The organism is Nocardioides sp. (genome assembly GCF_004803405.1).
Taxonomy (GTDB): Bacteria; Actinomycetota; Actinomycetes; order Propionibacteriales; family Nocardioidaceae; genus Nocardioides; species Nocardioides vastitatis.
Map to the genome: position 1 here is coordinate 1 of NZ_SSXI01000069.1, position 25982 is coordinate 25982.

Annotated in this window: 22 protein-coding genes and 4 tRNA genes; 15 read left to right on the forward strand and 11 right to left on the reverse strand. The window is 67.7% G+C overall.

The window, feature by feature from the left end; translation table 11 throughout:
• From E7Z54_RS05030 to E7Z54_RS05050, 5 genes are all read right to left on the reverse strand, one after another.
• Nucleotides 1-1046, reverse strand: a 1046-nt coding sequence (locus E7Z54_RS05030) for a hypothetical protein (RefSeq protein WP_206056019.1), incomplete at its 3' end; no start/stop codon positions are given.
• A 3-nt stretch (nucleotides 1047-1049) separates the two neighbouring features.
• A complete protein-coding gene (locus tag E7Z54_RS05035; RefSeq protein ID WP_136431920.1) occupies nucleotides 1050-1454 on the reverse strand; it encodes a hypothetical protein in 405 nt (134 codons plus the stop codon).
• A gap of 377 nt (nucleotides 1455-1831) precedes the next feature.
• Nucleotides 1832-2173, reverse strand: coding sequence for a VOC family protein (locus tag E7Z54_RS05040; protein ID WP_346763530.1), 342 nt, complete (start codon nucleotides 2171-2173; stop codon nucleotides 1832-1834).
• A gap of 315 nt (nucleotides 2174-2488) precedes the next feature.
• Entirely contained in the window at nucleotides 2489-3433 is a 945-nt protein-coding gene (locus E7Z54_RS05045) for a nuclease-related domain-containing protein (protein ID WP_136431921.1), read from the reverse strand.
• 153 nt (nucleotides 3434-3586) lie between these two features.
• Entirely contained in the window at nucleotides 3587-5200 is a 1614-nt protein-coding gene (locus tag E7Z54_RS05050) for a hypothetical protein (RefSeq protein ID WP_206056020.1), read from the reverse strand.
• A gap of 637 nt (nucleotides 5201-5837) precedes the next feature.
• On the opposite strand from E7Z54_RS05050, the gene E7Z54_RS05055 reads away from it, so the two are divergent.
• The 3 genes from E7Z54_RS05055 (at nucleotide 5838) to E7Z54_RS05065 (ending at nucleotide 10937) form a co-directional block, all read left to right on the forward strand.
• A complete protein-coding gene (locus E7Z54_RS05055) occupies nucleotides 5838-7529 on the forward strand; it encodes a Fic family protein (RefSeq protein WP_136431922.1) in 1692 nt (563 codons plus the stop codon).
• 580 nt (nucleotides 7530-8109) lie between these two features.
• On the forward strand, nucleotides 8110-9489 hold the full coding sequence (locus E7Z54_RS05060; RefSeq protein ID WP_168798170.1) for a DUF4365 domain-containing protein: 1380 nt from the start codon (nucleotides 8110-8112) through the stop codon (nucleotides 9487-9489).
• Nucleotides 9490-9608: 119 nt separating this feature from the next.
• Entirely contained in the window at nucleotides 9609-10937 is a 1329-nt protein-coding gene (locus E7Z54_RS05065) for an argonaute/piwi family protein (RefSeq protein WP_206056021.1), read from the forward strand.
• Nucleotides 10938-11179: 242 nt separating this feature from the next.
• Here the strand turns inward: E7Z54_RS05065 and E7Z54_RS05070 are convergent, their stop codons facing one another.
• From E7Z54_RS05070 to mobF, 3 genes are all read right to left on the reverse strand, one after another.
• Nucleotides 11180-11377, reverse strand: coding sequence for a helix-turn-helix domain-containing protein (locus tag E7Z54_RS05070; protein ID WP_276606203.1), 198 nt, complete (start codon nucleotides 11375-11377; stop codon nucleotides 11180-11182).
• On the reverse strand, nucleotides 11370-11630 hold the full coding sequence (locus E7Z54_RS05075) for a hypothetical protein (protein WP_136431925.1): 261 nt from the start codon (nucleotides 11628-11630) through the stop codon (nucleotides 11370-11372). The genes E7Z54_RS05070 and E7Z54_RS05075 overlap by 8 nt, the downstream gene beginning before the upstream one ends.
• Before the next feature lie 95 nt (nucleotides 11631-11725).
• Nucleotides 11726-14431: a MobF family relaxase gene (mobF, locus tag E7Z54_RS05080; protein ID WP_136431926.1), complete on the reverse strand. Its 2706-nt coding sequence runs from the start codon at nucleotides 14429-14431 to the stop codon at nucleotides 11726-11728.
• 250 nt (nucleotides 14432-14681) lie between these two features.
• Between mobF and E7Z54_RS05085 the strand changes: the two genes are divergently transcribed.
• Both E7Z54_RS05085 and E7Z54_RS05090 read left to right on the forward strand, forming a co-directional pair.
• The gene (locus E7Z54_RS05085; RefSeq protein WP_136431927.1) at nucleotides 14682-15008 is read left to right on the forward strand and encodes a nucleotide pyrophosphohydrolase; all 327 of its coding nucleotides are present in this window, start codon (nucleotides 14682-14684) and stop codon (nucleotides 15006-15008) included.
• Nucleotides 14989-16710, forward strand: a complete 1722-nt coding sequence (locus tag E7Z54_RS05090) for a DUF2075 domain-containing protein (RefSeq protein ID WP_136431928.1) — start codon at nucleotides 14989-14991, stop codon at nucleotides 16708-16710. The genes E7Z54_RS05085 and E7Z54_RS05090 overlap by 20 nt, the downstream gene beginning before the upstream one ends.
• Before the next feature lie 167 nt (nucleotides 16711-16877).
• Here E7Z54_RS05090 and E7Z54_RS05095 read toward each other — a convergent pair.
• The 3 genes from E7Z54_RS05095 to E7Z54_RS05105 all read right to left on the reverse strand — a co-directional run bounded on the left by E7Z54_RS05095 (nucleotide 16878) and on the right by E7Z54_RS05105 (nucleotide 17192).
• Nucleotides 16878-16952: transfer RNA gene (locus E7Z54_RS05095), tRNA-Val, on the reverse strand.
• Nucleotides 16953-16975: 23 nt separating this feature from the next.
• A tRNA-Cys gene (locus tag E7Z54_RS05100) sits at nucleotides 16976-17046 on the reverse strand.
• A gap of 73 nt (nucleotides 17047-17119) precedes the next feature.
• Nucleotides 17120-17192 (reverse strand) — tRNA-Gly (locus E7Z54_RS05105).
• A 111-nt stretch (nucleotides 17193-17303) separates the two neighbouring features.
• Between E7Z54_RS05105 and E7Z54_RS05110 the strand changes: the two genes are divergently transcribed.
• From E7Z54_RS05110 to pdxT, 10 genes are all read left to right on the forward strand, one after another.
• Nucleotides 17304-18125: an aminotransferase class IV gene (locus E7Z54_RS05110; protein WP_136431929.1), complete on the forward strand. Its 822-nt coding sequence runs from the start codon at nucleotides 17304-17306 to the stop codon at nucleotides 18123-18125.
• A gap of 183 nt (nucleotides 18126-18308) precedes the next feature.
• Nucleotides 18309-19202, forward strand: a complete 894-nt coding sequence (locus E7Z54_RS05115; RefSeq protein WP_136431930.1) for a sulfite exporter TauE/SafE family protein — start codon at nucleotides 18309-18311, stop codon at nucleotides 19200-19202.
• Between the two features lie 85 nt (nucleotides 19203-19287).
• Nucleotides 19288-19359: transfer RNA gene (locus E7Z54_RS05120), tRNA-Val, on the forward strand.
• A gap of 96 nt (nucleotides 19360-19455) precedes the next feature.
• Nucleotides 19456-21450 carry a threonine--tRNA ligase gene (thrS, locus tag E7Z54_RS05125; RefSeq protein ID WP_136431931.1) on the forward strand — a complete coding sequence of 665 codons (1995 nt, stop codon included), beginning with the start codon at nucleotides 19456-19458 and terminating at the stop codon, nucleotides 21448-21450.
• Between the two features lie 4 nt (nucleotides 21451-21454).
• Nucleotides 21455-22450: a hypothetical protein gene (locus tag E7Z54_RS05130; protein WP_136431932.1), complete on the forward strand. Its 996-nt coding sequence runs from the start codon at nucleotides 21455-21457 to the stop codon at nucleotides 22448-22450.
• Between the two features lie 83 nt (nucleotides 22451-22533).
• Nucleotides 22534-23253: a TetR/AcrR family transcriptional regulator gene (locus E7Z54_RS05135; RefSeq protein ID WP_136431933.1), complete on the forward strand. Its 720-nt coding sequence runs from the start codon at nucleotides 22534-22536 to the stop codon at nucleotides 23251-23253.
• A gap of 10 nt (nucleotides 23254-23263) precedes the next feature.
• A complete protein-coding gene (locus E7Z54_RS05140) occupies nucleotides 23264-23794 on the forward strand; it encodes an HIT family protein (protein WP_136431934.1) in 531 nt (176 codons plus the stop codon).
• Nucleotides 23795-23814: 20 nt separating this feature from the next.
• Complete coding sequence (gene pgsA / locus E7Z54_RS05145) at nucleotides 23815-24462, forward strand: phosphatidylinositol phosphate synthase (protein WP_136431935.1); 648 nt, start codon at nucleotides 23815-23817, stop codon at nucleotides 24460-24462.
• A gap of 31 nt (nucleotides 24463-24493) precedes the next feature.
• Complete coding sequence (gene pdxS / locus E7Z54_RS05150) at nucleotides 24494-25387, forward strand: pyridoxal 5'-phosphate synthase lyase subunit PdxS (protein WP_136431936.1); 894 nt, start codon at nucleotides 24494-24496, stop codon at nucleotides 25385-25387.
• Nucleotides 25384-25971 carry a pyridoxal 5'-phosphate synthase glutaminase subunit PdxT gene (gene pdxT / locus E7Z54_RS05155; RefSeq protein ID WP_136431937.1) on the forward strand — a complete coding sequence of 196 codons (588 nt, stop codon included), beginning with the start codon at nucleotides 25384-25386 and terminating at the stop codon, nucleotides 25969-25971. Before pdxS ends, pdxT begins: the two co-directional genes overlap by 4 nt.
• Nucleotides 25972-25982: the final 11 nt, after the last annotated feature.

A 25982-nucleotide genomic window follows, 5' to 3' on the forward strand; every position in this document is an offset into this window, starting at 1 on the left:
CCGAACGCCGAGGCAGTCGCCGCGCGCCCGTCCTCGAGGCCGAGCGCCGCGAGCAGGCGTACGGCGGCCAGGCGCTCGTCGGCGGAGCCGCTGCGCAGCACGTCGCTGGCGAAGTGGGTCGCGCGCGACGCGTCGTGGAACGCCGTGGCCCAGAGGCCCAGGAACGTGTCCTCCGGTCCGGAGGTGGGGAGCTGCCCGGGCCGGTCCAGATGCTCGGCCAGCCGTGCCAGGTCGCGGTTCAGCTCGCGCTCCTGGTTGACGTCGATCGCCTCGCCGAACCAGACGCCCGCCGCTCGTGCGGTGGCGGCGAAGCGGGCCAGGCCGTGGTCGAGGATCACGCCGAGCATGCGGCGGAACGCGACGGGGTGGGCGAGGTCGACGGTCTCGAGGATCGTCTGCCGCAGCCCCTCCTGCCGCTGGGCACGGACCAGCATCTCCTCGACGTAGGACCATCCGGCCGGGTCGTCGCCGGCGAGGAGCCCGCTGGTGACGTGCGTACCCATGCCGCCGGTGCGGACCCGGCCCTCCGCGTGGTCGACCAGGTGCTTCACCCACTCGCGGCGGCCGTACCGGATCTCGGAGGCGAGGAGGGCGCCGATGATCGGGGGGTCGAGGTACGGCGCCCAGGCGGCGAGGAAGTCCAGCCCTCTGCCGGGGAAGGGCAGCGCCAGGCTGATCTGGGCGCGCAGGCGGTCGATCCGGGCGTGGGCGCTGGCGCGCGGGTCGGGGTGGCGGAACGGGCGACGCTCCCAGCCGACCTGGTAGGGCTCGGCGGCGCCGCCCCGCCAGCTGCGGGCGATCTCGTCGGCGACCGCGGGGGCGAACGCCTTGACGAAGCTGCGCAGCTTGCGGTCGCTGAGCCGATCGAGGTGGTCGGCGAGCGACAGCAGGTCTCGGGCCTCGACCCGCTCCCGCGCGAGGTACGACGCCAGGGTCCGCGCGTGCGGGTCGAGGACGCGGCGCCAGCCGACGGGGAGCAGGTCGGTGACGGCGCCCGGCCTGCGGATGCGGCCGAGCTCCTCGTGCGCCTCGGCGTAGGTCAGCACCGGTCAGCCCCCGGCGAGCGCGACGAGCCGCACCACGCGCAGCCGTGTCTGCGGGCCGACCGTCACCGTCGCGGCGAGCGACTCCACCTGCTGGTCGTCGACGAACACGAAGTAGAGGCCGTCCTCGAACGCCTCGACCGCACGGGCGACGGCGACGGAGAGCGGAGGCGCCGCCTGGGCCGCGCGCGGCTCGGAGGAGTACCTGCCGGAGTCGACACCGCGGGCGAGGTCGGCCGGGGTGAGGATCCGCAGCAGGCTCTGCTCCCGCTGCCGCTCGGCGAACGCGTCGAGCTCCTCGGCGACCAGCGCCTCGATCACCGCGCGCAGCGGATGGTCGCCGGGCTCGATGCCGACCGAGCGGTCCTCGATGTCCCTCGGGCGTCCGACCACCCGCGCCTCGACGATCATTCACGCCCTCCCGTCACTTCGGCCACGGCGAGCCTAAAGTCACTCGGGGCGCCCGGGGGGAGGATTCGGTCAGTTGACGTGGATCGCCCGGGATCGGCTGGCGCTCAGGGTGGAGGGCCTGTGCCGCCTCGGCGGCACCTAATCGACGATCTCGGGCCACGCAATGACCTAGGTGCCGGATCCAGCGGCCGACAAGGTCATTACCAAGCCTGAGCACGACATCAATTCGTGGATGGCATGCGCTCATCTCACACTGGGTGAGCGGCGGACACGGCCGTTCGGCGGCGGAAAGACGTTGGGATGAGCAGCTCAGAGGTCGAACTCGCCCGGCGCGAGGCTGCGGAGCACGCAGAACTCGTTGCCCTCCGGGTCGGCCATCACGTCTCGGCACCGGTCTGGCCGACGTCCGCGCGCCGCGCCCCCAATGCCTCAAGCCTGGCGACCTCCTCGGCCTGCGTGCAGTCGACGGGGGAGAGGTCGAGGTGCAGCCGGTTCTTGACCGTCTTGCGCTCGGGCACCAGCGCAAAGAACATTGACGGCGCGACCGGCTCCCGGCGTACGGCGTCCAACAGCTCGGCGTCAGGGCCCCGGTACGGGCCGACCTCGACAAGGTCGTCCGTGGCGTCGAGGACGGAGTAGCCCAGCGCCGCGCACCAGAAGCCGGCGAGTCCGACCGGATCGGTGCAGTCGACGTTGATCTCGGTGAGCCGGGAGGTCATGCAACAGGATTATCGGGCGTCCCCGCGTAGATCAGCGACTCGGCCTGATCAGCGATGTCGATTACTTCCAGTGAGTTGCAAATTGCCGGAACTACGCCAACGTGGCCACCATCAAGAAGATTCCTCACACCTCGACGTTGCCGCTCTACCGTGGGACACATGCTCCTGGAGAAGGTCGTCACGACCGCCTCGGAGCCGCTGCGGCTAGGCGGTTCTTTCCATAATCCCGCCCGTTTGGGAGGGGAGGTCCGCTCGCCATCAAAGTAGGCGGCTTGTGCGGCGGGATGACGCACGTAGCAGCGAGGCGGTCGTCTTCTACCCGAGTTGGTATACGACTTCTGCGACAGCCAGGGCGAGCGCGGGCAGGCCGGCGCCGGCCATCCAGCCGTAGGCGGCGTGCCGCGCCCGTGGAGCACGCGTCAGGATCATGGCGGGAACCAAGGAGAGGGAGGCCGCTCCGACCGTAATCCAGGCAGAGTTGGTGACGCGAAGGATCTCCCCGGATCCAAGGAGTCCGGCGAGCGCGAAGAGGCATCCGACAAAGATCCGAGTCGCCACTTCAGCGAGGGATGGCGGGAGAGGATGTTCGAGGTCGTCCAGTGGGTCGCGCCGCGCGATTTGGGCTTCGAGGGCACGCCAGATCTCATCTGCTTGTTGATGGTCCGCTGGCCCGGCATCGATCGAGTTGACCCACGTAGGGAGGCCCCGGCCGGTCACCACCGTGGCTTCCCCGAGGTTCTGCAGTTGACGCTCCGCAGGCCAAGTGCTGGTGCCACCGCCCCACAGGACCACGATTGGCTCCACGGACATGCGTCGCGACTTGATCGGATGCCATAGCCCGAAGGTGCGGGCGTTGGCTTTCGCCTGGGCGATGGCTTGTCGCAGTTTTTCCTGGCCGTAAGGCGTGTCCCACGGGGTTGCGCTCCACTTTGTCTCGAGCACCATGGCGTGGCTGGGCCCGACGACAACGTGGTCCATGTCGTCCTTGGCCAGTACGAAATGATTCACCAAGTGCCACCCGCGGGACCGCAGTTTTCGCAACTCACCGGCAGTCCACTGCTCTGCGACGTCACCCATCATGGTCGGCGCTGTGCCCGTGACTTGCACGATCCAAGACCAAAGCGCGGCGGGTCCGGCTACGAGGAAGCCCCCGACAACTAGTCCTTTCATGAAGCCGGTGGGCATGAGGGCCGCGACGATCGACGTCAGCGCGAGAAGGGCGAGCATGGCGCCGCCAAACAGCTTCCAATGGTCCTTCACGAACTGACGCTGTGTAACGCGTGCACGACCGCGGGCCCAGGAACCCGCGCGGGCGTCGCTGGCTAGGAAACGCGCTCGACGTGAGCGGGAAGGTTTCTTCAGCACTGCCAAGGAAGGGGGCTCGATCGGATCGATGTGGCAGGCATCTGTTGGTCAGACGGCGTCGGGTGCTGGCGCGGACGTCTCGGCATCATGGGAAGCGGGATCGCCGGCATGCCCCGAAGAGCCATGCGCGGGGTCGTCCTCCGCGGAAGTGGTTGATCCCGTATGGGCGAAGTGGTTGATGTCGCGCGGCGCCGGCGGAGCCTCGGTCCAGTCGGACACCTGCGAGTCATCGCCAACGTCTTCTGCAGGTACGTCGTAGGACGCTCCCGCTTGGCGCGCGTCGGAGCCCTCGTCGTCTTGGGAGGAGTAGTCGGTGGAGCTGAGTGCCGCAGGGATCGCCTGGTCGATGTCGGGCGGCGTTGGGTGTGCGGGTCGCAGCTTGGGTGGTGTCGCAGCCCAAGAACGCAGCGAACCCAAGACGTCCGCGTAGAACGCGTCGACCGCAGTCAGCACCGAGTCGATGAAGGCCCCACGCCCCCGGCCTCTCTTGGTGCCCAACGGAGCAGAGGCGGCAATCCGGAACGACCGGAAATCCTTGCTCGGATCGGTGACGAGGCTGGCGGGGTTCTCGCGGACGGCGCTGAGAAGTTCAGCCGCTGAAGATCCGCGGCCATGGTTCGTGAAGGCCTCGATGCGGGCGGCGTCAGGTGCGTTCTTGAGCTGGCGGACCAGCCAGTTCACCCGTGTCGTCGGCCGCCCCTCCCGCGGGGCATCTACGTCGACATGGCAGGTGACGCGCGATGCTCGCAAGTCTGCGGTCACAATCAACTGCCCCACCGTGTCCGGGATTCTGATGCTGCCCGTCAGGACGCCGTCTCGACAGATCGAGTCAGTTAGGGCCTGCGCACGGAGCGTTGGGTCGGCGAGCTCTTTGCGGGACAGCGCCGGAACGACCTCGGTGCCAAGCTTGCGACCAAGCTGGAGACTGGTGAACCGCAGCAAGGCGTCGAACCGCGCGACGACATCGGCCACCCCTTTGTCGGCGGCACGCAGCGTGCCGGCAGCAACGGCGTCGCGCACTGCGACCCAGGATTCACCCATGTCCTCGAACTCCAAAGCACCGGACTTCCGGTGCTCCAAGTAGCGGATGAGCTCTCCGAGGAGCCAGGCCTGATCGGGGTCAGCGACGCCGCGGAACTCTTTCTGCAGCACTGCCTCGGCCAGCACCTGGCTCCACGAGACATGGTGCAACGCGACCTTACGAAGTTTCCGCTTGTCCACTTTCGTCGGATGCTGGCTGCTAACGGCAGGAATCTCGTTGGAGATCGTGATGACGGCGTCGAAGCCCTCATTGCGAGCGATGTCGAGGTAGTTCTCGAGTTGCTCGGTTGCGAGCTGGTTGGGGCCCGTTTTGACCTCTACGAGTGCGGTCCAGGTCTTCGAGCCGCGCTCTACGCGGATCAACCCGTCTGGGTAGAGCCGCTTCTCGCCAAGGGTGAATGGCACCTCGATGTAGCACGAGAGTGTGCCTGCGGGTGCGTCGAACGGCTTGAGAAACGCTCGTCCGAACTCCTTGACCGCGCTGAGGACCGCCAACAGAGCGGACGTCGCCCGCCTCTCCTGCTCCTCAGCACCGTTGATCCCAGAGGTTGGAATGAGTCTGGCCTCATGCCATGTCTCGACTGCCAAGTTGCCGACGCCCCCGTCCGAGATTGCTGCCATGTAGTTGACGCGATTTGGGCACGACCGTAGTCCCAAGCGCGCGCCTCTGGGCCGACTCGGACAAATTCGGGAGAAGCTCAAGCGGCGCTGACGATTCTTCGGTAGCCGTGTGTGGACATGCCGTCGACCGGGCTGCACGACCTCGGCGGTGGTGCACCCGACGCTCAGCCGTCTGCCGAGTCTGTCGACTGGCCAGTGGCGCGCGCCCCCGGCACGATCAGGAAGACTAGGCGCTTGACCCTCCGCGCAGGACACGGTCGCGGGTATGCCCGCAGGTCGGGCAGTCCTTCGCTCTTCCCATGGCATGACCGAGAGCAAAGACGTCGGCTGCCAGGGAACAGGAACAGAACAGGCCCATCCGTGGAGCGTATGGCGCGCGCGGCGTCCGCCGGACAAACGCAGATCTGCCACGACTCGAGAGCCCGCTCGTCTCGGCAGCGCAAGACCGAGGGCTGTCCCGATCGCGGCGCTTTGACGCAGGTCGGCCGTCCCGGTACGGATCGGCGCGGAGCGTGAAGCGAGAGCAGGCGATGGCTGACGCAGCATGGTCGCAGTAACCCGAAGCAGCGGGTAAGGTAATCCGGGTTATGGTGAGTAAGTCGGAATAAGAATCCACATGTTCCGGGTTGGAGACGGTATGGACAAGCAGTCCCTGGATGGGGCGCCGAACCCTGAGATCCCGGACACCGTCCTAAGCGTGGAGATCGCGCCACACGGTGAAGAAGTTGTCGCATGGCGACAGCGCGGACGCGGTGGCGACCGAGCGGACCGAACGCTGCGGGAAATTACTGTCAGCCTCCCGCCGCGGATCGGTGACTGCCAACCCGGCACCCCACCGTTCGTCGCACATCGCTCCGACAGTGCGCTGAACGCCATCGCCCGTGTCGACTCAGCCCACGGTGCTCACCTGGCCGGACTCTCGGCGCTCCTGCTTCGGGCCGAATCCGTTGCGTCTTCGAAGATCGAGAATGTGGAGGCAACGCTTGACGACTACGCGCGAGCGAGACACGGCAACAAGAGCAACGACTCTGCCGTGTCGATGGTGGCAGCCACTCGAGCTCTCGCCGCGCTGATCTCGTCCGTAGACGGGGGCTGTGACATCACGCTAGATAACATCCTTGCCGCCCATCACGTCCTGATGGAGAACGATCCGTCGGAACGGACGCACGCCGGCCGGCTCCGCTCGGAACAGAACTGGATCGGGGGCTCGGACTACTCGCCTCGGGGTGCCGATTACGTTCCGCCACCGCACGAGGCGGTGCCCGCATACATCGAGGACCTCCTTGAGTTCGCCAACCGCGACGACGTCCCGGTGATGCTGCAGGCAGCGCTCGTGCATGCCCAGTTCGAGTCGATCCACCCCTTCACCGACGGCAACGGGCGCATCGGCCGAGCACTCATCAACACGGTCTTTCGCCGGCGAGGGATCACCACCAGCGTCGCGATCCCACTCGCTTCAGCGCTCGTCGCGAAGCGAGAGTCCTACTTCGACATGCTGGCTGCCTACCGCGCCGGGGATGCAGGACCGATCCTGTTGGGTCTGTCCCGCGCAGCCCAGACCGCTGCACGCGAGGCCGATGTCTCCGCGCGACGCCTCGCTGAGATGCCAGAAGAGTGGGTTAGGCAGCACCAGAAGGCGACCGGTCGAGCGCCACGCGCAAAGAGTGCATCCGCCAAGGTCCTCGACCGACTGCTGACGGAACCTTTCTTCACCACCGAGGAGATGGAGGAATCGATCGGCTCGTCGAGAACTTCAACCTCCGATGCGATCAAGGTTCTCCAGGAAGCTGGCATCCTGCGTCCGCTGACACCGAACAGGAAGCGCAATCAGGTGTGGGCGGCTGTGGCCGTTGTCGATGAACTTGAGGACCTCGGGCTGCGAGTTGCCTCCGAGACCAACAACGACCCCGCTTGGCGCGACCTGCAAATTCGTGTGGTCGAAGAGCTGCGACGCCGCGACCAGGAGTCCTTGGCTCGGCTGGAGAAACTCGCGCGCAGTTTCGCCGCCTCGCCAAGCATCGACGCTCCGACCGTGTCGCTCAAAGTGATGACGCCCGTCAGCAAGCAGCTCTCCGAGACCTCACAGCGCCTGATGTCGCCCACGTTCGAACGCCTCAGCCGACAGCTGCAGGAGATAGCCACTAGTCGGCTCGACCTGCAGGTGCCCGTGGCGCTTCCGAAGGGGGTCTTGAGGGAGTGGAGCGATGCCTTGGCTCGGTCGGTCCAAGTGCCTCCTGCCGTGCGGGAGGTCATGGAGGCGCAGCGCGCGCTCGCGGAGTCGGGCCCAGAGGGCGAGGACGAGGATGGGCCCTCAGTCGGAGATCGCTGATCACCCTGCTGCTGCGGGGAACCGCGTTCCGCGGTCTCGCGCTGCCCTTCGGGTTCAACACATGTGCCCGCGGGGACGCTGCGGGCGCATCGCCGGAGAGGGTCCGAGGAGTCGGGAGAGTTCCCGTCCGTGCTCACTGGTCACGGTGAATCCGTACACGTCCGCATCCTCCTCTTCCCCGGCATGCGGGGTGTTCCACCGACGACGAAGGCGACGAGTGCTCGAGCGCAATCTTCAGGCTCGATTACTTCCGCGAAACGACCTCGGAAGAAGCCAGGGCCGTACTCTCCGGACATGGGGCGTCGGGTAATTGGGAGCGGATGTGTCTCAGTCTCCCGGTGAACACGGCCGTGCCCCAAAGTGGGCGGTTGGCCCCCCATCTAAGGGGGCGCCGGAACGCTCTGGGGCATAGACACCTGCGACCTAGGCGGTCATGAATTGAACGTCGCGGCGGTCGAGGTTGCTGCGGCTCAGTCGGAGTGCTCGACGGTGCAGGGGAGCGGAAGGTGGCGCAATCCGGAGATTGTCGGACCCGGTCCCTACCATCTGAGTCCAGGTATGGATGGGCGGAGTGAGGTCGATGGGTAGCCGAGGAGCGAAGAAGTTCACCGACAGTCAGCACAAGGGACATGCGGGCATCGGTCTCATCCACATGCTCGTCTCCGAGATGGGGCACGAGTGGCACGACCGCGTCGTGGACGTCGGCATCGACGGCAGCATTGAACTACGTGACCCGAGTACGGGGTTGATGTCGAACCAGCATGTGATGGTGCAGTCGAAGGCTTCGGACCAAAGGTTCTCCGGGGAAACGGACGACGGTTTCTGGTACCTCTGCGATGAGGAAGACATCGAGTACTGGATGAAGTCGAAGGATGCTCCGGTCATCCTCATTTGTTCGCACCCGGCCGAGCGGAAAGCGTGGTGGGCGCATGTGCAGCCTTGGTTCGAAGTGCCGGCGAATCGGGCGTCGCGACGTATCGAGTTCAACAAGGCGACACAGGCTATCGAGGGCGACTTCACGGGCAAACTGTTCGCACTCGTAGACCCGCACGGCGTTGCGCACACTCCAGCCGCGGAGAAGAAGCGGGAGAAGCTGTACTCCAACCTTCTCCCCGTTGACCCGCCGGATGTGCTCTACGTAGCGAAGACGAAGGTCTCCGGTATGCGGGCGATCTTCGAGGCACAAAGAGAATCTGAGCGTCCGTTCCGCCAGGACATGGTCCTCAAGCACGGCCGCATCTACATGTGGGACCCGCCAGGGGGAACCGCGCTCGAGCCGGTCATCTCGGAGGCCGCGAAGGAGTTGCCGTTCGGCGAGCTTGAGGACGGTGACGCCGATGAACGACGCCTGGCGGTGTGGCTGCTCAAAGCTGCGCTCGAACACGATCTGCGGGCCGACTGCCGTTGGAACAACGACCGCAAATTCCTGTATCTACGCCCGACCCCCGACCTGGCCATCCGCCGGCTGATGTCGCTGACCGGGCGGGAACGCATCGCGTTCAACGGCTACTACCAGCGCAAGGACGACCCGTCGCGCCCGCAGTTCTACCGGCATGCCGCTCTACGTGCCCACTTCTCGCGCCTGGAGGACGACTGGTTCTGTGAGGTCCAGCCCGACTACTTCTTCTCCGACGACGGATTCAAAGAGTTCAAGTTCGCCGACAAGGCGTTGGCGAAGATGAAACGGATGGAGAAGAACGGCGCCCGCTTGGGTGAGACGCTCATGTGGATGCGCCTCCTAATCGGCGAAACGAACCCCGACCTCTTCTACGAGGAGCCCGAACGCATCCTGCTTTTCGGCCCGCCCGTCACCTTCGACCTCGACCGTGGCATCACCGACAACCTGTGGCGCAACCCAGGGCAGGACGCAGAACATGCAGCAGAGGCGGCTGAGGAGGAGTTCGACGATCTAGACGATGAGATCTCACTCCTGGACGAACTTGAGACGGCCGAACTGTGAGGGCGACATTCATCGAGGAACCCCTCCTGGAGTTCGCCGGCGGCGGACGGCACATCGACCCGCGCCACGGTGTCTGGGACTACGGGCCGGCCGACATCAAGGATCCGACTCCGAGGGTCGTGAAGGTCGCGATCGTCGGTGCGCAGGAGTCCATCGACGGCATCCAGGCGTGGCTGGACCGCTGCAGTCTCGGTATCGGCGCCATGAAGGACACCTATCTGACCCGTCTCTACGTCCCGTTCCCCGGGTTCGATATCAACCACGGATTCCGGTCGACCATCAACTTCACACCCCGCCTCACGCGGCCCATCCCGAAGCGTCACCTGGATGCGCTTGATGGACTCCACCCCAAACAGGCTGTCGCCCGAGCTGTCGAGCTGTACGACACCGAGCTTCAAGTCCTTCACGATGAACCGGCCTGCGATGTCGTCATTGTGTGCCGGCCGGACAACCTGAACGACGCGGCGCTCTCCAAGACGCCGAAGCTCGATGGCGCAGAACCTGATGGGTCGCGAACTGACGGGAAGGCGACACCGTTCGTGGCGGACTTCCATGCGCTCCTGAAGGCACGATCTCTGAAGTACAAGCAGCCCATCCAGATCGTGCGCCGCAACACCTGGGACCCGAAGTTCAAGGACCCCCGCACTGGCCGCGCCGGCGCAAACCAGGACGAAGCCACACGCGCTTGGAACCTGCACACGGCGCTGTACTACAAGAACGGTGGAGTGCCCTGGCGGCTCCCGCGTGACCCGTCTGACCTGACGTCCTGCTTCATCGGCATCGCGTTCCACAAGACGGCCGACGCCAACCTCCACACCTCCGTTGCCCAGATCTACAACCAACGCGGCGACGGCATCATCGTGCGCGGCGGGCCTGCCACCATCTCCAAGGAAGACCGCCAACCGCACCTGGGCGAAGACGATGCCCAAGACCTGCTCGAAACTGCGCTTCAGCGCTACCGAGCCGAGCATCGGAACTCGCCGGCTCGCATCGTCCTTCACAAGGCCAGCAACTACACCTCAGAAGAGCGTGCTGGGTTCAACCAGGCCGCGAGTTCCGAACGTCTCGAGGTGCTCGAGCTGCTCTGGCTGACCAACTCCGACCCGCTCCGGCTCTATCGCAGGGGAGTCCAGCCACCGCTGCGAGGAACGTTCCTAACGCTCGGCGACAATCGTCACTTGCTCTACACGGCCGGAGCCGTGCCGTTCTACCAGACCTATCCGGGGCACTACGTCCCACAGCCGCTTGGCATCCGCACGGTCGTCACGGAGTCGAGCCCCCAGCAGCTCGCAGCTGAGGTCCTCGCCCTGACCAAGATGAACTGGAACAACACGCTCTTGGGGGAGCGAGATCCCATCACCCTTCGCACGGCCAGGACCGTCGGCAACATCCTCCGACACCACGGGACCGACGCCGCCGTGTCTGGCCGGTACGCGCATTACATGTGAGACGACGACGAGAGGTCTCGAGTCGGCCTCGCGTGGAAGCGCGCCACGCCGCCGACACTGGAATAGGGACTGAACTGGCCCAAGTGCGCTGAGGTGGTCGTTCAGCGATCTCGTCCTAGGCCCATCCTTCCTTGCGATGCCACGGGATGGCGTTGAGGCGGACGATTGCGACGGTCTGCGGGAGGTGCAGCCCGCAATCGCTAGGTCATTCTGGGCGAAGTGCCCCACCCTTCAGCCGGCCATCACCACCGAGCCGACGGGACGCGTCGGAGTGCGGCTTCGAGTTCGTCGACGCGAATGCGGATGGACCGACGGCCGCACTGGTACGCGGGGATGGTGCCGTCACTGATCCGTCGACGGATGGTGCGGGTGGACAAGGACATCATCTCGGCGGCCTCTTCGAGGCTGACGTAGACGGGCAGTTCTCGCTTCCTAGCCACGGGAGCACTCCGTCGGTCGGCGCCCTGCGGCGCGCCCAGCCGCTGCCGGAGCCGCTGACCGAATGAAGCGGCGGGCTTCGGCGACGGTGACGTAGAGCCTGCCGCAGCCGTCGAAGCGTGCCCAGCGTGGTCCGACGCCGCGTCGGCGCCAGTCGCGGACAGTGCGCTGCGGTGTGCAGATGAGGTCGCAGAACTGCTCGAAGGTGAGCAGGGCGCGGTTGTCCCACTCGTCGGGTATGTGGATGGGGTTCATGTCGTGATCTCCGTTGTCGGTACTTGTCCTCCTGGTCACCAAAGGAACTGAGAGGGCCCGTGGCGATCAGTGCACCGAGATCTCGTCACTTCTCGTCAGCGGCTCACTTCGCCGGTGCGGTTCGGTGATGTCGAGGTTGGTGGCAGGGGTTGCGGTGGGCGGCGCGGCAGGTCGCGCGTCGTCAGGCGGTCGATCCCGGCACGCGCGCCGCGAGGGTCCGGCGGTTGCGGGCCGTAGCGGTCGATGTCGTCGGCTGCCACTTGTGCGGCGTGGCGGGGGCCGAGGTCGGCGCGGTCGCGGCTGAACGTGGCGATCCATTGGGCGCGCGCGTCGTCGATGTCCTCGGCCACGAGGTGGGCGGTGTTGGAGTGGCGGCCGCGGGTCATGCCGACGTACGCCGCGGCGGCACCGGTGGTCTCTCCGATCAGGAGATGGGCTTGGTCGACGGTCTCGCCTTGGGCTCCGTGGACCGTGGTGGCGTAGGCGAGCTCGACGTGAGCTCGGACGTAGGCGGCGGGCAGCGTTCGATCGCCACCGCGGCCACGCATGGTGAGGCTGCCGTCGGCGCTCGTTCCGGTGACGGTCCAGGTGTCGCGGTTGGCCACGCCGAGGTCACGGTCGTTGCGGCGGGTGGCGATGCGGTCGCCGACGCCGACCTGCTCGCCAGCGCTGGTCGTAACCACACCGCTCGACGCGGGCGCCGAGCCAGTGGGGTTGGTGGTCAGGCGGTGGTCGCGGCTGGTGGCGTTGAGGTTGCTGACCTGTTCGCGGGTGTCGGCGATGACCAAGTCGCCTGTCGCGGTGAACTCCGCGAGCGCGGCCAGCCGTTCGACCTCCGTGCGATGGACGGCGATCTGGCCTCGTTCGAGCAGGGCGTCGAAGACGTCGCCGGGTCGTTGCCCACCCCGCATGAGCAGGGTGAGGTCTGCGTACTCGGGGTCGGTGAACCGGTGGACGGTCTCCAACGCCAGACACGCCTCGGGTCGCGCCCAGCGGGCGGCGTGGTCGAGTACGCCGCCGCGGCCGACCGCGGGCAGCTGGTGCCGATCGCCAACGAAGGCGACGCGCGCGTGAGATTGGTCGGCGATGGTGAGCAGGGCGCGGGCGGTGTCCTGGTCGAGCATGCCGGCCTCGTCGACGAGGAGGACGTCGCCGGGTAGCAGTCGGGCGCGTCCCTCGGGTCGGGTGTCGACACGGGACCAGTGGCCGTCCTCGTCCCACCGGTAGCCGTGTTGGTGGATCAGCCAGGCCGCGGAGAACGCGTCGGTGCCGACCTGTTGCTCGGCGACGCGGGCCGCCTTCAGGGTGGGGGTGACCACGACCAGGCGCCGGTCCTGCATCGCCAACAGGTCCCTGGCTGCTGCCAGTGTGGTGGTCTTCCCGGCCCCGGCGGCGCCCTCGATGACCAGCAGCTGGTGGGTCCCGGCCAGTGCGGCGACCACCTCACGTTGGGCATCGTCGAGCCGGCGCCCGGCGACGACGCGGCCGACATGGTCGGGCGCGCCGGCGTGCTCTGCGCGCGCGACGAGGCGGGTAATGAGGTCGGCCTCAACCGCTAGTACCGGTTTCGAGGTGAGTGCCCGGACGTGTTCGGGTACGTCGCCGCGATCCAGCAACCGTTCGCACTTCTCGATGGTGCGATCGGTGAGGTCTTCGGCGAGCTCGCGCCGTACCGAGGTGGCCGCGACGATGTCGAGTGCGGCGACGATGCGTTCGACCTCGCCGCGGATGTCGGCGACGTTCCAGCTCGAACGGCGCGCACCCAACCGGAAGAGGACGAGGTCAGTTGCCGCGTCGCGGTTGACCTGGCCGATCGCCGTACCGGCCAGGTTGGCGGCGGAGGCTGGGGGAGTGAAGCCGAGCTCACCGAGTTCCTCAACCCACCGGCGCCGGAGTTCCGTGCCGTCCTCGGGCACGACCTTGTCGGGTCGCGCTGCCGACCAGGCGCGGCGGTCCCACGCCCGCCGCAGCGCCGGGCCTGGCTCCTGCCCGGGGTGGTCGCCACGCCACTCGGCTTCGTAGCGGTCAATGTTGCGGGCGATCTGGGCGGCGCGGGCGCTGAACGCTCCGGCATACGGCGCGAGCTGGGTGACCTCACCGGTGTCGGGGTCGAGGGTGTACCCGTGGACAGCGAGAGCCCGCCGGAACTCGGGGTCGCACATGACGGCGGCGTGTCCGATCCCGTTGATGGCCTCGATGCTGTCCACCACCCCAACGGAGTGCAGTCCCCGCCAAGCACCTTTGGCGAAGACGCGGGCGTTGATCTGCAGGTGGAGGTGACGGTGCGGGTCGCCGGCCCGGGAGGTGTAGTGCCGCACGACCGCCGCCTCGAGCTTCTCGATAGGCACCTGCACCTGTCGGTCACGTGGCCCGACCCGGGTGGTGGCATGCTCGGCGAGCCAGCCGATGATCTCGACCGCGGCCCGGTCCTGGGCGGCGTCGTAGGCCGCGGCGACCTCCGGGTGCAGGGTCGCGGCCAGCGACCACGTCTTGGGGCCGTTGACCACGACCTCGACGAACCGCAGCCCGCGCTCGTCCGTGCGGAGCCGGCCCTTCGCAGCGCCGGTCTCGATGTCGTAGCCAGCGACCCATCGCTCGTAGGCGTCGCCGTCCAGCGTCCCCCCATCCTGAACTGCGGAAATGTCGTGTCCCCCCGCCACCGGGGGAGCGGTGGCGACGTATCGGGACGCGACGCCGGTGCCCTCGGCGAGGTAGTAGTCGTCGACGCGCGAGCGGTCGGCCTCGACGTAGGACCGCGCGGCGGAAGCGGAGCCGCGGTAGAACTTGACCCCACCGTGCACGCGTCGTCACCGCCCGTCATCCGTCGTCAACTAGCCTTGAAATGACGCTCGGCCCGCCCAGGTGGGCGAGCCGATCTACGGACCTTCGTAGCATGCGTGCCGCTCGGTTTGAAGGCGGTTGTGAGGGTGGCTGGGGATCGGGTGCGGAAGTCGTCAGTGGCCGTCACGGGCGTGGTGGTTGAGGAACCTGAGATGGCGCGGCGGTCTGTTTTCGGCGATAGGCGCTGGGGATCGGCACTAGGGTGACCGTGTGGTCGACGAGTCAGTGCTCACCGCCTTAAAAGAGTTCGTCAGTGAACGTGACTGGGACCAGTTCCACACGCCCGCCAGCCTCGCGCGGTCGGTTGTCATCGAAGCCGCTGAGTTGCTCGAGTGCTTCCAATGGTCGGATCAAGCTGTCCAGGAGGATGTTCGCGACGAACTGGCCGACGTCCTCACCTATTGCCTGCTGTTGGCCAACAAGCTCGGACTCGATCCGGGCGAGATCGTCCTTGCCAAGCTGGAGTCGACGAAACAGAAGTACCCCATCGACAAGGCCCACGGTCGGAGCGCGAAGTATGACCGACTTCCGGATTGAGCGACTGCAGTTCAATCAGGCCGCGGTCGCCGTCTGGGGACAGCGGAACCACCAACATCGCGACTGGCCTGTCGTGTACACGCTGAACAGCAACGACCAGGTTTACGTCGGCGAGTCGCTCGACGCGGGCGGCCGTCTCCGCCAGCACCTTGACCAGCGCAAGAAGTCACAGCTGGTGGAAGCCAGGGTCATCATCGATGAAACCTTCAACAAGTCTGCGTGCCTGGATCTGGAGTCGTATCTGATCCAGTTGTTCCACGGGGATGGCCGGCAGGTGCTCAACGGCAACGCGGGCGTGGTGGACGGCAGCTACTTCCAGCGACAGCGCTACCGCAAGCGGTTCCGTGAGATCTTCGATCGACTGCGCGCCGACGGCCTGTTCGAGGCGACGATCGAGGAGATCGAAAACTCTGACCTCTTCAAGCTCTCCCCGTTCAAGTCGCTGACGGAGCAGCAAGGCGACGCGGTGGTTTCGATCATCCAGGGTCTCTTGGCTGACCTGCGGGGAGATCCGGGCACCGGAACGGTGATCGAGGGCGGACCCGGTACGGGCAAGACGGTGGTCGCGATCTTCCTTGTCAAGATGCTCCGAGACATCGGAAGTTGGGACGGCGAGCCGTTCGAATCGGAGACCTACTTGTCGGGGATGTTCACGCCCGAGAATGCAGCGACACTCGAAGGACTGCGGATCGGTCTCGTCGTCCCGCAGCAATCGCTTCGCAAGTCCATCCAGGCTGTATTCGCGAAGACGCCGGGGCTAACAGCGGACATGGTCCTGTCGCCGTTCGACGTCGGGAAGAGCGAGCATCCCTGGGATCTCCTGGTCGTCGACGAGACCCACCGGCTCAACCAGCGGGCGAACCAGACGTCAGCCCAGAAGAATCGTGAGTTCGCGGAGATCAACATCAAGCTCTTTAGGAGCGACGGTCCCGAACACACACAGCTCGACTGGATCAAGGAACTGAGCCATCAGCAGGTGCTGCTGGTGGATATCAAACAACGCGTCCGTCCGGCTGATCTCAACGCGTCGATGCTCGCGGAAGTGTGTTCCGAGGCGCTGTCCCAAGGGCGCCTGCATCGCCTCACCTCGCAGATGCGCGTGCGTGCCGGCGAGGACTACGTCGACTACGTGAGACGGATCCTGAGCCAAACTCCGCCGACACGGCCCATCGATTTCGGCGAGTACGACGTCCGCTTCTTCGACGACATCGGCCAGATGGTTAGCGCCATCAAGAACCGCAATGCAGACGAGGGCCTGGCTCGCCTCCTGGCCGGCTACGCCTGGTCATGGGAGAGCAAGAAGGACAGTCGGCGAGCCGACATCGTCTTTCCCAACCTCGAGCTCCAGTGGAACAGCAGGGTCGTCGATTGGGTGGACTCCCCGAAGTCGGTCGACGAGGTCGGATCGATCCACACGATCCAGGGCTACGACCTCAACTACGCCGGGGTGATCATCGGTCGAGATCTGCGCTACGACCCGGTCAGCGCAAGCCTGAAGTTCGATCGCGAGCACTACTACGACAAGAAGGGCAAGCAGAACAATCCGGGACAGAAGTTGAGCGATGCCGATCTGCTGGAGTACGTCCAAAACATCTACAGCGTCCTGCTGACGCGTGGCATTCGCGGGACCTACCTCCACGTGGTCGACGAGCACCTTCGGGAGTACCTACGGCCCTACTTCGCCGGCGGACGGCCCGGATGACTGCCCAACGCGTTGACCTCCACGCGACGATTCGAGCGGCGGCAAACTCCCGCCGTCGTAGGGCTTGCGAACGGGACAGGAGCGGCCAAGATCGGCCGCTCCTTATTCCCCGAATGTTCCCCGTTTCAGATTCGGTTTCAGAAAACTGCCTCTGACCTGCGGAAACGTGGTGGGCGATACTGGGTTTGAACCAGTGACCTCTTCCGTGTCAAGGAAGCGCGCTACCGCTGCGCCAATCGCCCGTGTGGAGTTGTGGTGGTGATCGAGGTGGGTACGGGATTTGAACCCGTGTACACGGATTTGCAGTCCGTTGCCTCGCCTCTCGGCCAACCCACCGTGCTACTCGAACGTGGTCGAGATCAGACCACCAGGTTGACCGGATGGTCAGCCCGGAGGTCTGACCTCACCGAGCGGACAACGAGACTCGAACTCGCGACCTCAACCTTGGCAAGGTTGCGCTCTACCAACTGAGCTATGTCCGCACTGCGCTTCCGACCACGGCCGGTGGCGCGGTGAGAACATTAACGGATCGCCTCACCAGCACCAAAACCAGCCCCCGTCTCGGGATGTCGGCGGCCCCCTAGGCTTGCCCCATGCGCGCGTGGATCGACGGTCAGCTGCTCTCGGATCCGACGGCTCCGGCGGTCCCGGTCACCGACCACGGGCTGACCGTGGGGGACGCGGTGTTCGAGGCGGTGAAGGTCGTCGACGGCAGGCCGTTCGCGCTGCAGCGCCACCTGGACCGCCTCGAGCGCTCCGCCGCCGGACTCGGGCTGGAGGGCCTCGACGTCGGGCAGGTACGACGCGGGGTGGCCGCCGTCCTCGATGGCGAGTCGCTGCCGTTGGGTCGGCTGCGGATCACCGTCACCGGCGGCAACGCGCCGCTCGGCTCGGGCCGCGGCGACTCGCCGCTGACCGTCATCGTGGTGGCGGCGCCGATGGACCGGGCTGCGAGCACGACCGCGGTGATCACCGTCGCGTGGCCCCGCAACGAGCGCGGCGCGCTGGCCGGGATCAAGTCGACGTCGTACGGCGAGAACGTGGTCGCCCTGGCCCGCGCCCGCCAGCAGGGCGCGACCGAGGCGATCTTCGCCAACCTGCGCGGCGACCTGTGCGAGGGCACCGGCTCCAACGTCTTCTACGTCGTCGACGGGGAGCTGCGCACGCCCACCCTCGCCAGCGGCTGCCTGGCCGGCGTGACGCGCGACCTCGTCCTGGAGTGGTTCGGCGCCCGCGAGGTCGACGAGCCGCTCGAGGTCGCCGCCCAGGCCGACGAGATCTTCCTGGCCTCCACCACCCGCGACGTGCAGGGCGTGCACCGCTGGGACGACCGCGACCTCCCGGCGCCCGGCCCGATCACGCAGGCAGCGCTGAGGGCGTGGCGGGAGCGGGAGGTCGAGCTCCTCGGCCCCTGAGACCAGCCTGGAGATTGCCCGAAGGGCCGGCTGCCTGCGCAAGGCGGCCGGCCCTTCGTCGTACTCGGGGGAGCGGGAACCCTCCGGCGCGGCGATTGCTGCCATATCACTCGTTAGTCTAGTCTTTCACTTAACATAGTAAATCACTCGTGTTAAGACACACAGACTCGCAGGAGAACGAGCATGCGCAACCTGGTCATCCTGGGCTTCGTCGGACTGGTGGCGCAGCTCGTCGACGGCTCGCTGGGCATGGGCTTCGGCGTCACCTCGTCGACCCTCCTGATCGCGGCCGGCATCGCGCCGGCCATGGCGTCGGCCTCCATCCACTTCGCCGAGGTCGGCACCACGCTGATCTCCGGCTTCTCCCACCACAAGCTGGGCAACGTCGACTGGCGCACGGTCGGGATCCTGGCGGTGCCGGGCGGCATCGGTGCGTTCTTCGGCGCCCACTTCCTGGTCAGCCTGCCCGCCGACGTGGCCAAGCCGTGGGTCGGCGGCCTGCTGTTCTGCCTCGGGGTCTACGTGATCTGGCGGTTCCTGGTCCTGGGCGGGCGGCGCCCCGAGTTCAAGGGCAGGCTCTCCGCCCGGTTCCTCGTTCCCGTGGGACTCGTGGGCGGCACCCTGGACGCCATCGGCGGTGGCGGCTGGGGCCCGGTGGGCACGACCTCGCTGCTGTCCTCCGGCCGGCTCTCGCCGCGGATGGTGGTCGGCTCGGTCTCGGCCTCGGAGTTCGTGGTCGCCGCCGGCGGCTCGCTCGGGTTCCTGATGGCGCTGGGCAGCGCCGGCATCAACATCGGCTTCGTGGCCGCCCTCCTCGCCGGCGGGATCATCGCCGCGCCGCTGGCCGCCTGGCTGGTCAAGCACCTCCCGGCCCGCGTGCTGGGCGTGGCTGCCGGGGGACTGATCCTGCTGACCAACAGCAAGACGGTGCTCGAGTCCCTCGGCGCCCCCACGGCCACGGTCGCGCTCACCGCACTCGTCCTGGCGGTGGTCTGGGTGGTGCTGATCGCGTGGGCGGTGCGCCAGGAGCGTCGTACCCGGGCCCTGGACCGGGAGCTGGCCGCCCTCGCGGTCTGACCCGGTACTGATCGGCCTGACCCCGGGATGTGATCTCCGGGCACGGGTGCGTTAAAGTCACTGACCGCGGTCTCCGGACCGACTCGGGCGATTGGCGCAGTGGTAGCGCGCTTCGTTCACACCGAAGAGGTCACTGGTTCGAACCCAGTATCGCCCACCCGAGATCGCCGAGGCCGGTCCCCGAACCAGGGGCCGGCCTCGATCCGTCTCGGTAGGATCGATCGTCCGTCCCTCCACCTTCCGAGGAGCCTCCGTGTCCGACATCAAGGTCGTCGTCCTGTCCGCCGATGCGCGTCAGGACACGACCGTCACCACGGGCACCAAGGCGTGGGAGCTGTTCAAGGACACGCCGGACGTGATCGCGGCCCGCGTGGGCGGCGAGCTGAAGGACCTGTCCTACGAGCTCCGCGACGGCGATGAGGTCGACGGCGTGGCGATGTCCAGCAAGGACGGCCTCGACATCCTGCGGCACTCCACCGCACACGTGCTGGCCCAGGCGGTGCAGCAGCTCTTCCCCGAGGCGAAGCTCGGCATCGGCCCGCCGATCGAGAACGGCTTCTACTACGACTTCGACGTGGAGACCCCGTTCGTGCCCGACGACCTCGCGAAGCTCGAGACCGCGATGCGCAAGATCGTCAAGGAGAACCAGCGGTTCTCCCGGCGGGTCACCACCGACGAGGACGCCCTCGAGGAGCTCGCCGACGAGCCCTACAAGGTCGAGCTGATCGGCCTGAAGTCCGGGTCCGCCGACACCGACGCGATCGCCGAGGGCGCCGGCGCCGAGGTCGGCGCGGGCGAGCTCACCATCTACGACAACATCAACCGCAACGGCGAGGTCGCCTGGAAGGACCTCTGCCGCGGTCCGCACCTGCCGACCACCAAGCGGATCCCGGCGTTCAAGCTGATGCGGAGCGCCGCCGCCTACTGGCGGGGCGATGAGAAGAACAAGCAGCTGCAGCGGATCTACGGCACCGCCTGGCCCTCGAAGGAGGAGCTCGACGAGCACCTCCACCGGCTGGAGGAGGCCGAGCGCCGCGACCACCGCAAGCTGGGTCGCGAGCTCGACCTGTTCAGCTTCCCCGACGAGATCGGCTCCGGCCTCCCCGTCTTCCACCCCAAGGGCGGCGTGATCAAGCGGGAGATGGAGGACTACGTCCGCCTCCGGCACATCGAGGAGGGCTTCGAGTACGTCGGCACCCCGCACATCGCCAAGGAGGGGCTCTTCCACACCTCCGGCCACCTCCCGTACTACGGCGAGGGCATGTTCCCGGCGCTGGACGTGGACGGTATGGACTACCGCCTCAAGGCGATGAACTGCCCGATGCACAACCTGATCTACCGCTCCCGCCAGCGCTCCTACCGGGAGCTCCCGCTGCGCCTGTTCGAGTTCGGCAGCGTCTACCGCCACGAGAAGTCCGGCGTGGTGCACGGCCTGACCCGGGTCCGCGGGTTCGCCCAGGACGACTCGCACTCCTACTGCACCCCGGAGCAGGCGCCGGCCGAGGTCAAGCACCTGCTCGACTTCATGCTCAGCGTGCTGCGCGACTTCGGCCTCGACGACTTCTACCTGGAGCTGTCGACCCGCGACGAGTCCAAGGACAAGTTCATCGGCTCCGAAGAGGACTGGGCCACCGCCACCGCCGTGCTCGAGCGGGTGGGCCAGGAGACCGGCCTCGAGCTGGTCCCCGACCCCGGCGGCGCCGCCTATTACGGCCCGAAGATCTCGGTGCAGGCCAAGGACGCGATCGGCCGCACCTGGCAGATGGGCACCGTCCAGTACGACTTCAACCAGCCGTCAGCGGACCGCTTCAACCTCGAGTACGTCGCCGCCGACGGCTCCCGGCAGCAGCCGGTGATGATCCACTCCGCGAAGTTCGGCTCGATCGAGCGGTTCCTCGGTGTGCTCACCGAGCACTACGCCGGCGCCTTCCCTCCGTGGCTGGCCCCGGTCCAGGTGCAGGCGATCCCGATCGCGGAGCGGCACAACGACTACCTGTTCGACGTGGCGGCCCAGCTGCGCGCGAAGGGGATCCGGGTCGAGGTCGACGTCTCCGACGACCGGATGCAGAAGAAGATCCGCAACGCACAGCTGCAGAAGGTGCCGTTCATGGTGATCGCCGGCGACCAGGACGTCGAGGCGGGTGCGGTGAGCTTCCGCTACCGCGACGGACGCCAGGACAACGGCGTCCCCATCGCCGAGGCGATCGAGCGGGTCGCGTCCGCCGTCGCCGCCCGAGCCCAGGTCTGAGCAGATGGCGCGCCGCGCCGGCCTGGCCGTCGTACTCCTGCTGCTGACCGCGGGGTGCGCCGGGCAGGAGCCCGCCGTCGACGCCACGCCGACGACGCCGTCCTCGACGGCGACCACCCTGGCGACCCCCGAGGACGCGACCGACCAGCCGCGAGCAGGTGGCGACGCCGGCGACCCCGGGGCCGACGCGAGCAGCTTGGCCAAGCAGGCCGAGAAGTACGCCCAGGGCGGGATGGGGACGACGCGCAAGAGCGACATCGCGCCCCGCGACGGCGAGGTGCTCGGCGCCGACATCAGCTGGCCGCAGTGCCCCAAGGGCATGGGCATCCCGGAGAAGCAGGGCCAGGGCATGCCGATGCCGCTGCCAACAGCGGAGTACGTCGTGCTCGGGCTGACCAACGGTCCGGGGTTCACCCCGAACCCGTGCCTGGCCGACCAGGTGCAGTGGGCCCGCGACAACGAGGTGCTCGTCGCCGCCTACGCCGTGTCCAGCTTCCCGGACAGGAAGACCCTCGAGGAGTACGGCGCCGACGGCCCCTACGACGCCTCGACCCGCGCCGGGCGGCTCAAGAACGTCGGCTACCAGCAGGCCCGCTTCAACATCGGCACCATGGGCCGGGTCGGCCTGCTCAGCCCGATCGTGTGGATCGACGTCGAGCCGGTGCCGGTCTTCGAGTGGAGCGACGACGTCAAGGCCAACGCCGCGGTGATCGAGGGCGTCGCCCGCGGCTACGTCGACGCCGGCTTCAAGATCGGTGTCTACTCCACGCCGAGCCTCTACGAGCGGGTCGTCGGCGACTACAGCCTCGGCGGCGTGCCGGAGTGGCGGGCGGCCGGGCAGACCTCGCGGGGCGAGGCGCTCGACCGGTGCGGACCGGACTGGTCCATCCAGGGCGGCCCGTCGGTGATGGGGCAGTGGGTCGAGCAGCAGCGTGACCAGAACATCACCTGCCCGGGGATCGCGAAGGACCTCGGACTGTGGTTCCACCGCTTCCGATGATGGCGTTGGCTACGCTTCCCCCGGGCGGCGAGCACCGCCAGGGGGGCGGGCGCAGCGGAGCGGTTCATGAGGACAGAAGCCAGATGACGGCCGACGGCACTCCCCACGTGCTCGACGGACGCCGCCGACGCTGGATGGAGCACAACCAGACCCGCCGGCAGGTGATCATCGACGCCGCGATCGCGGTGCTCGAACGGCAGGCCCCCGGCGAGGAGGTCCAGGTGCAGGCTGTCGCGGACGAGGCGAGCCTGAGTCGCACCGTGATCTACCGGCACTTCGAGGACCGGGCCGACCTCGACCGCGCCGTGCAGCGCCAGATCTGCGAGGACCTGGGCGGCCACCTGCTGCCCGCGCTGTCCCGCGACGGCCGGCCCGAGGAGATCATCCACCGGGTCATCGAGGCCTACGTGCGCTGGGCGTCGGAGCACCCCGCGTTGTACTGGTTCGCCGAGCGTGACCTGTCCGGCTGGGGGCCCAACCCGTTCGCCGAGTCGCTCGAGCTGGTGGCCGTGCAGATCGAGGGGATCATGGAGACGGTCGTCAGCCACCTCGGGGCCGAGCTTCCCCCGAACGACCGGGCCGGACTGGACCCGTGGGTGTTCGGCATGATCGGCGCGGTCTCCGGCGCGCTCCGCCGCTGGCTCAACCGGGAGGTGCGGGAGCCCGACGCCGAGACGTTCGTGGAGATCCTGTCCGAGACGGTGTGGCTCCAGATCGACGGCATGGCGACGTCGCGTGGGATCAACCTGCCGGACCTCCCGGTGGTCGAGCTGCTGCAGGGCCTCGGCCCGTCGGACGGGTGACCCCGAAGGCATGAGCGATCCCGATGGGCTGGAGCGGCTGTGGACCCCGCACCGCATGGCGTACGTGCAGGCCGACTCCGAGGAGGAGCCCTCCCACGCGGAGCCGCGTCCTGCGTGCCCGTTCTGCCGGATCACCCCCGACCCGGCCACGTCCAGCGACGACGAGCTGGTCGTCGTACGAGGGGAGACGGCGTACGCCGTGCTCAACCTCTACCCGTACAACCCCGGCCACCTGATGGTGATCCCGTACCGCCACGTCGCGGACTACGCCGACCTCGACGAGAAGGAGACCGCGGAGGTCGCCGAGCTGACCAAGCAGGCGCTGCGGACGCTCCGCGTCGTCTCCCAGCCGCACGCCTTCAACGTCGGCCTCAACCTGGGCGGCGCGGCGGGCGGCTCGCTCTCCGGGCACCTGCACCAGCACGTGGTCCCGCGCTGGTCGGGCGACGCGAACTTCATGACCGTCGTCGGCGGCACCAAGACCCTGCCGCAGCTGCTGTCGGAGACCCGCGACCTGCTCGCGAGCGCCTGGCCGGGTTGACGCTGATAGGTTCCTGACCCGTGCTGGAGCGCTTCAAGGAGTTCTGGGCAGGGACCGTCCTGCATCCCTTCGTGCGCCTGTTCATCAGGCTCGGGATCAGCCCCGACGCCGTCACGCTCGTCGGCACGGTCGGCGTCAGCGCCGCTGCCCTCGCCTTCTTCCCCCGCGGCGAGCTGCTGGTCGGTGTCCTGGTGATCACCGCCTTCGTGTTCAGCGACCTGATCGACGGCCGGATGGCGCGCGAGCTCGGGCGGCAGTCGCGGTTCGGCGCGTTCTGGGACTCCACCCTCGACCGGATCGGCGACGGCGCGATCTTCGGCGGCCTGGCGCTCTACTTCGCCGGCCCGGGGGACAGCTACCTCTACCTGTGCGTGACCCTGTGGTGCCTGGTCATGGGCTCGGTCACGTCGTATGCCCGGGCCCGGGCGGAGTCGCTCGGCATGGACGCGAAGGGCGGGATCGCGGAGCGCGCGGACCGGCTGGTGGCGGTCCTGGTGGCAACCGGCCTGAGCGCGATCTTCGACCTGCCGATCCTGTTGGAGGTCACCCTCTGGGCGCTCGCCTTCGCGAGCAGCTACACCGTGATCTTCCGGATCCTGAAGGTCCGACGGCAGGCGCTCGAGCTCGATGCCGCCGGCGGGGCGTCCACCGCTGGCCCCGAAGCCTGAGAACCGGCGGACTCGCCGTAGAATCGTCGGCATGAGCGAGCAGCACGAGCACGGCACGACCCGGGTCAAGCGCGGTATGGCCGAGATGCTCAAGGGTGGGGTGATCATGGACGTGGTCACGCCCGACCAGGCCAAGATCGCCGAGGACGCGGGCGCGGTCGCGGTGATGGCCCTCGAGCGGGTCCCCGCCGACATCCGGGCCCAGGGCGGGGTGTCGCGGATGAGCGACCCCGACATGATCGACGGGATCATCGAGGCGGTCTCCATCCCGGTGATGGCCAAGGCCCGGATCGGGCACTTCGCCGAGGCGCAGGTGCTGCAGTCGCTCGGTGTCGACTACATCGACGAGTCCGAGGTGCTGACCCCCGCCGACTACGCCAACCACATCGACAAGTGGGCGTTCACCGTCCCGTTCGTGTGCGGTGCGACCAACCTCGGCGAGGCGCTGCGCCGGATCACCGAGGGCGCGGCGATGATCCGCTCCAAGGGCGAGGCCGGCACCGGTGATGTGTCCAACGCGGTCACCCACATGCGCACCATCCGCGGTGAGATCCGCCGGCTCGGCTCGCTCGCCCCCGACGAGCTCTACGTCGCCGCCAAGGAGCTCCAGGCGCCGTACGACCTGGTGGCCGAGATGGCGCGGACCGGGAAGCTGCCGGTGGTGCTGTTCACCGCCGGCGGGATCGCGACCCCCGCGGACGCGGCGATGATGATGCAGCTCGGCGCCGAGGGCGTCTTCGTGGGCTCGGGCATCTTCAAGTCCGGCAACCCCGCCCAGCGGGCCGAGGCGATCGTGAAGGCCACCACCTTCTACGACGACCCCGACGTGATCGCCAAGGTCTCCCGCGGTCTGGGCGAGGCGATGGTCGGCATCAACGTCGAGGAGCTCGCCCAGCCGCACCGGCTCTCCGAGCGCGGCTGGTGACCTCGGCGGCGCCGGCCGTCGGTGTCTTCGCCCTCCAGGGCGACGTCCGCGAACACCTGCAGACCCTCACCGCCCTCGGCGCCGACGCCTTCGCCGTACGACGCCCGGCGGAGCTGGACCGCTGCGACGGTCTGGTGCTGCCCGGCGGGGAGTCCACGACGATGGCCAAGCTCGCCCGCACGTTCGAGCTGCTGGACCCGCTCCGCAAACGGGTCGCGGAGGGCATGCCCGCCTTCGGCACCTGCGCCGGCATGATCCTGCTCGCCGACCGCATCGTCGACGGCGCGGTCGGCCAGGAGACCATCGGCGGGCTCGACGTGACCGTCCGCCGCAACGCCTTCGGCCGGCAGGTCGACTCCTTCGAGGCGGACCTGCCGTTCCGGGGGCTGGCCGACACCGTGCACGCGGTGTTCATCCGGGCGCCCTGGGTGGAGCATGCCGGTCCCGACGTCGAGGTGCTCGCGGAGGCCGAGGGTCACCCGGTCGCCGTACGACAGGGGCATCTGCTCGCGACGTCGTTCCACCCCGAGGTCGACGGGGACGGCCGGGTGCACCGTCTCTTCCTCGAGATGCTGCAGCGATAGACTTCGTGGCC

Bases quoted from the DNA above. Each gene is read 5' to 3' on its own strand.
- E7Z54_RS05035 (WP_136431920.1), bottom strand. From the start codon at position 1,454: ATGATCGTCGAGGCGCGGGTGGTCGGACGCCCGAGGGACATCGAGGAC.
- E7Z54_RS05040 (WP_346763530.1), bottom strand. From the start codon at position 2,173: ATGACCTCCCGGCTCACCGAGATCAACGTCGACTGCACCGATCCGGTC.
- E7Z54_RS05050 (WP_206056020.1), bottom strand. From the start codon at position 5,200: ATGGCAGCAATCTCGGACGGGGGCGTCGGCAACTTGGCAGTCGAGACA.
- E7Z54_RS05055 (WP_136431922.1), top strand. From the start codon at position 5,838: ATGGACAAGCAGTCCCTGGATGGGGCGCCGAACCCTGAGATCCCGGAC.
- E7Z54_RS05060 (WP_168798170.1), top strand. From the start codon at position 8,110: ATGGGTAGCCGAGGAGCGAAGAAGTTCACCGACAGTCAGCACAAGGGA.
- E7Z54_RS05075 (WP_136431925.1), bottom strand. From the start codon at position 11,630: ATGAACCCCATCCACATACCCGACGAGTGGGACAACCGCGCCCTGCTC.
- E7Z54_RS05090 (WP_136431928.1), top strand. From the start codon at position 14,989: ATGACCGACTTCCGGATTGAGCGACTGCAGTTCAATCAGGCCGCGGTC.
- E7Z54_RS05110 (WP_136431929.1), top strand. From the start codon at position 17,304: ATGCGCGCGTGGATCGACGGTCAGCTGCTCTCGGATCCGACGGCTCCG.
- E7Z54_RS05115 (WP_136431930.1), top strand. From the start codon at position 18,309: ATGCGCAACCTGGTCATCCTGGGCTTCGTCGGACTGGTGGCGCAGCTC.
- E7Z54_RS05130 (WP_136431932.1), top strand. From the start codon at position 21,455: ATGGCGCGCCGCGCCGGCCTGGCCGTCGTACTCCTGCTGCTGACCGCG.
- E7Z54_RS05135 (WP_136431933.1), top strand. From the start codon at position 22,534: ATGACGGCCGACGGCACTCCCCACGTGCTCGACGGACGCCGCCGACGC.
- E7Z54_RS05140 (WP_136431934.1), top strand. From the start codon at position 23,264: ATGAGCGATCCCGATGGGCTGGAGCGGCTGTGGACCCCGCACCGCATG.
- pdxS (WP_136431936.1), top strand. From the start codon at position 24,494: ATGAGCGAGCAGCACGAGCACGGCACGACCCGGGTCAAGCGCGGTATG.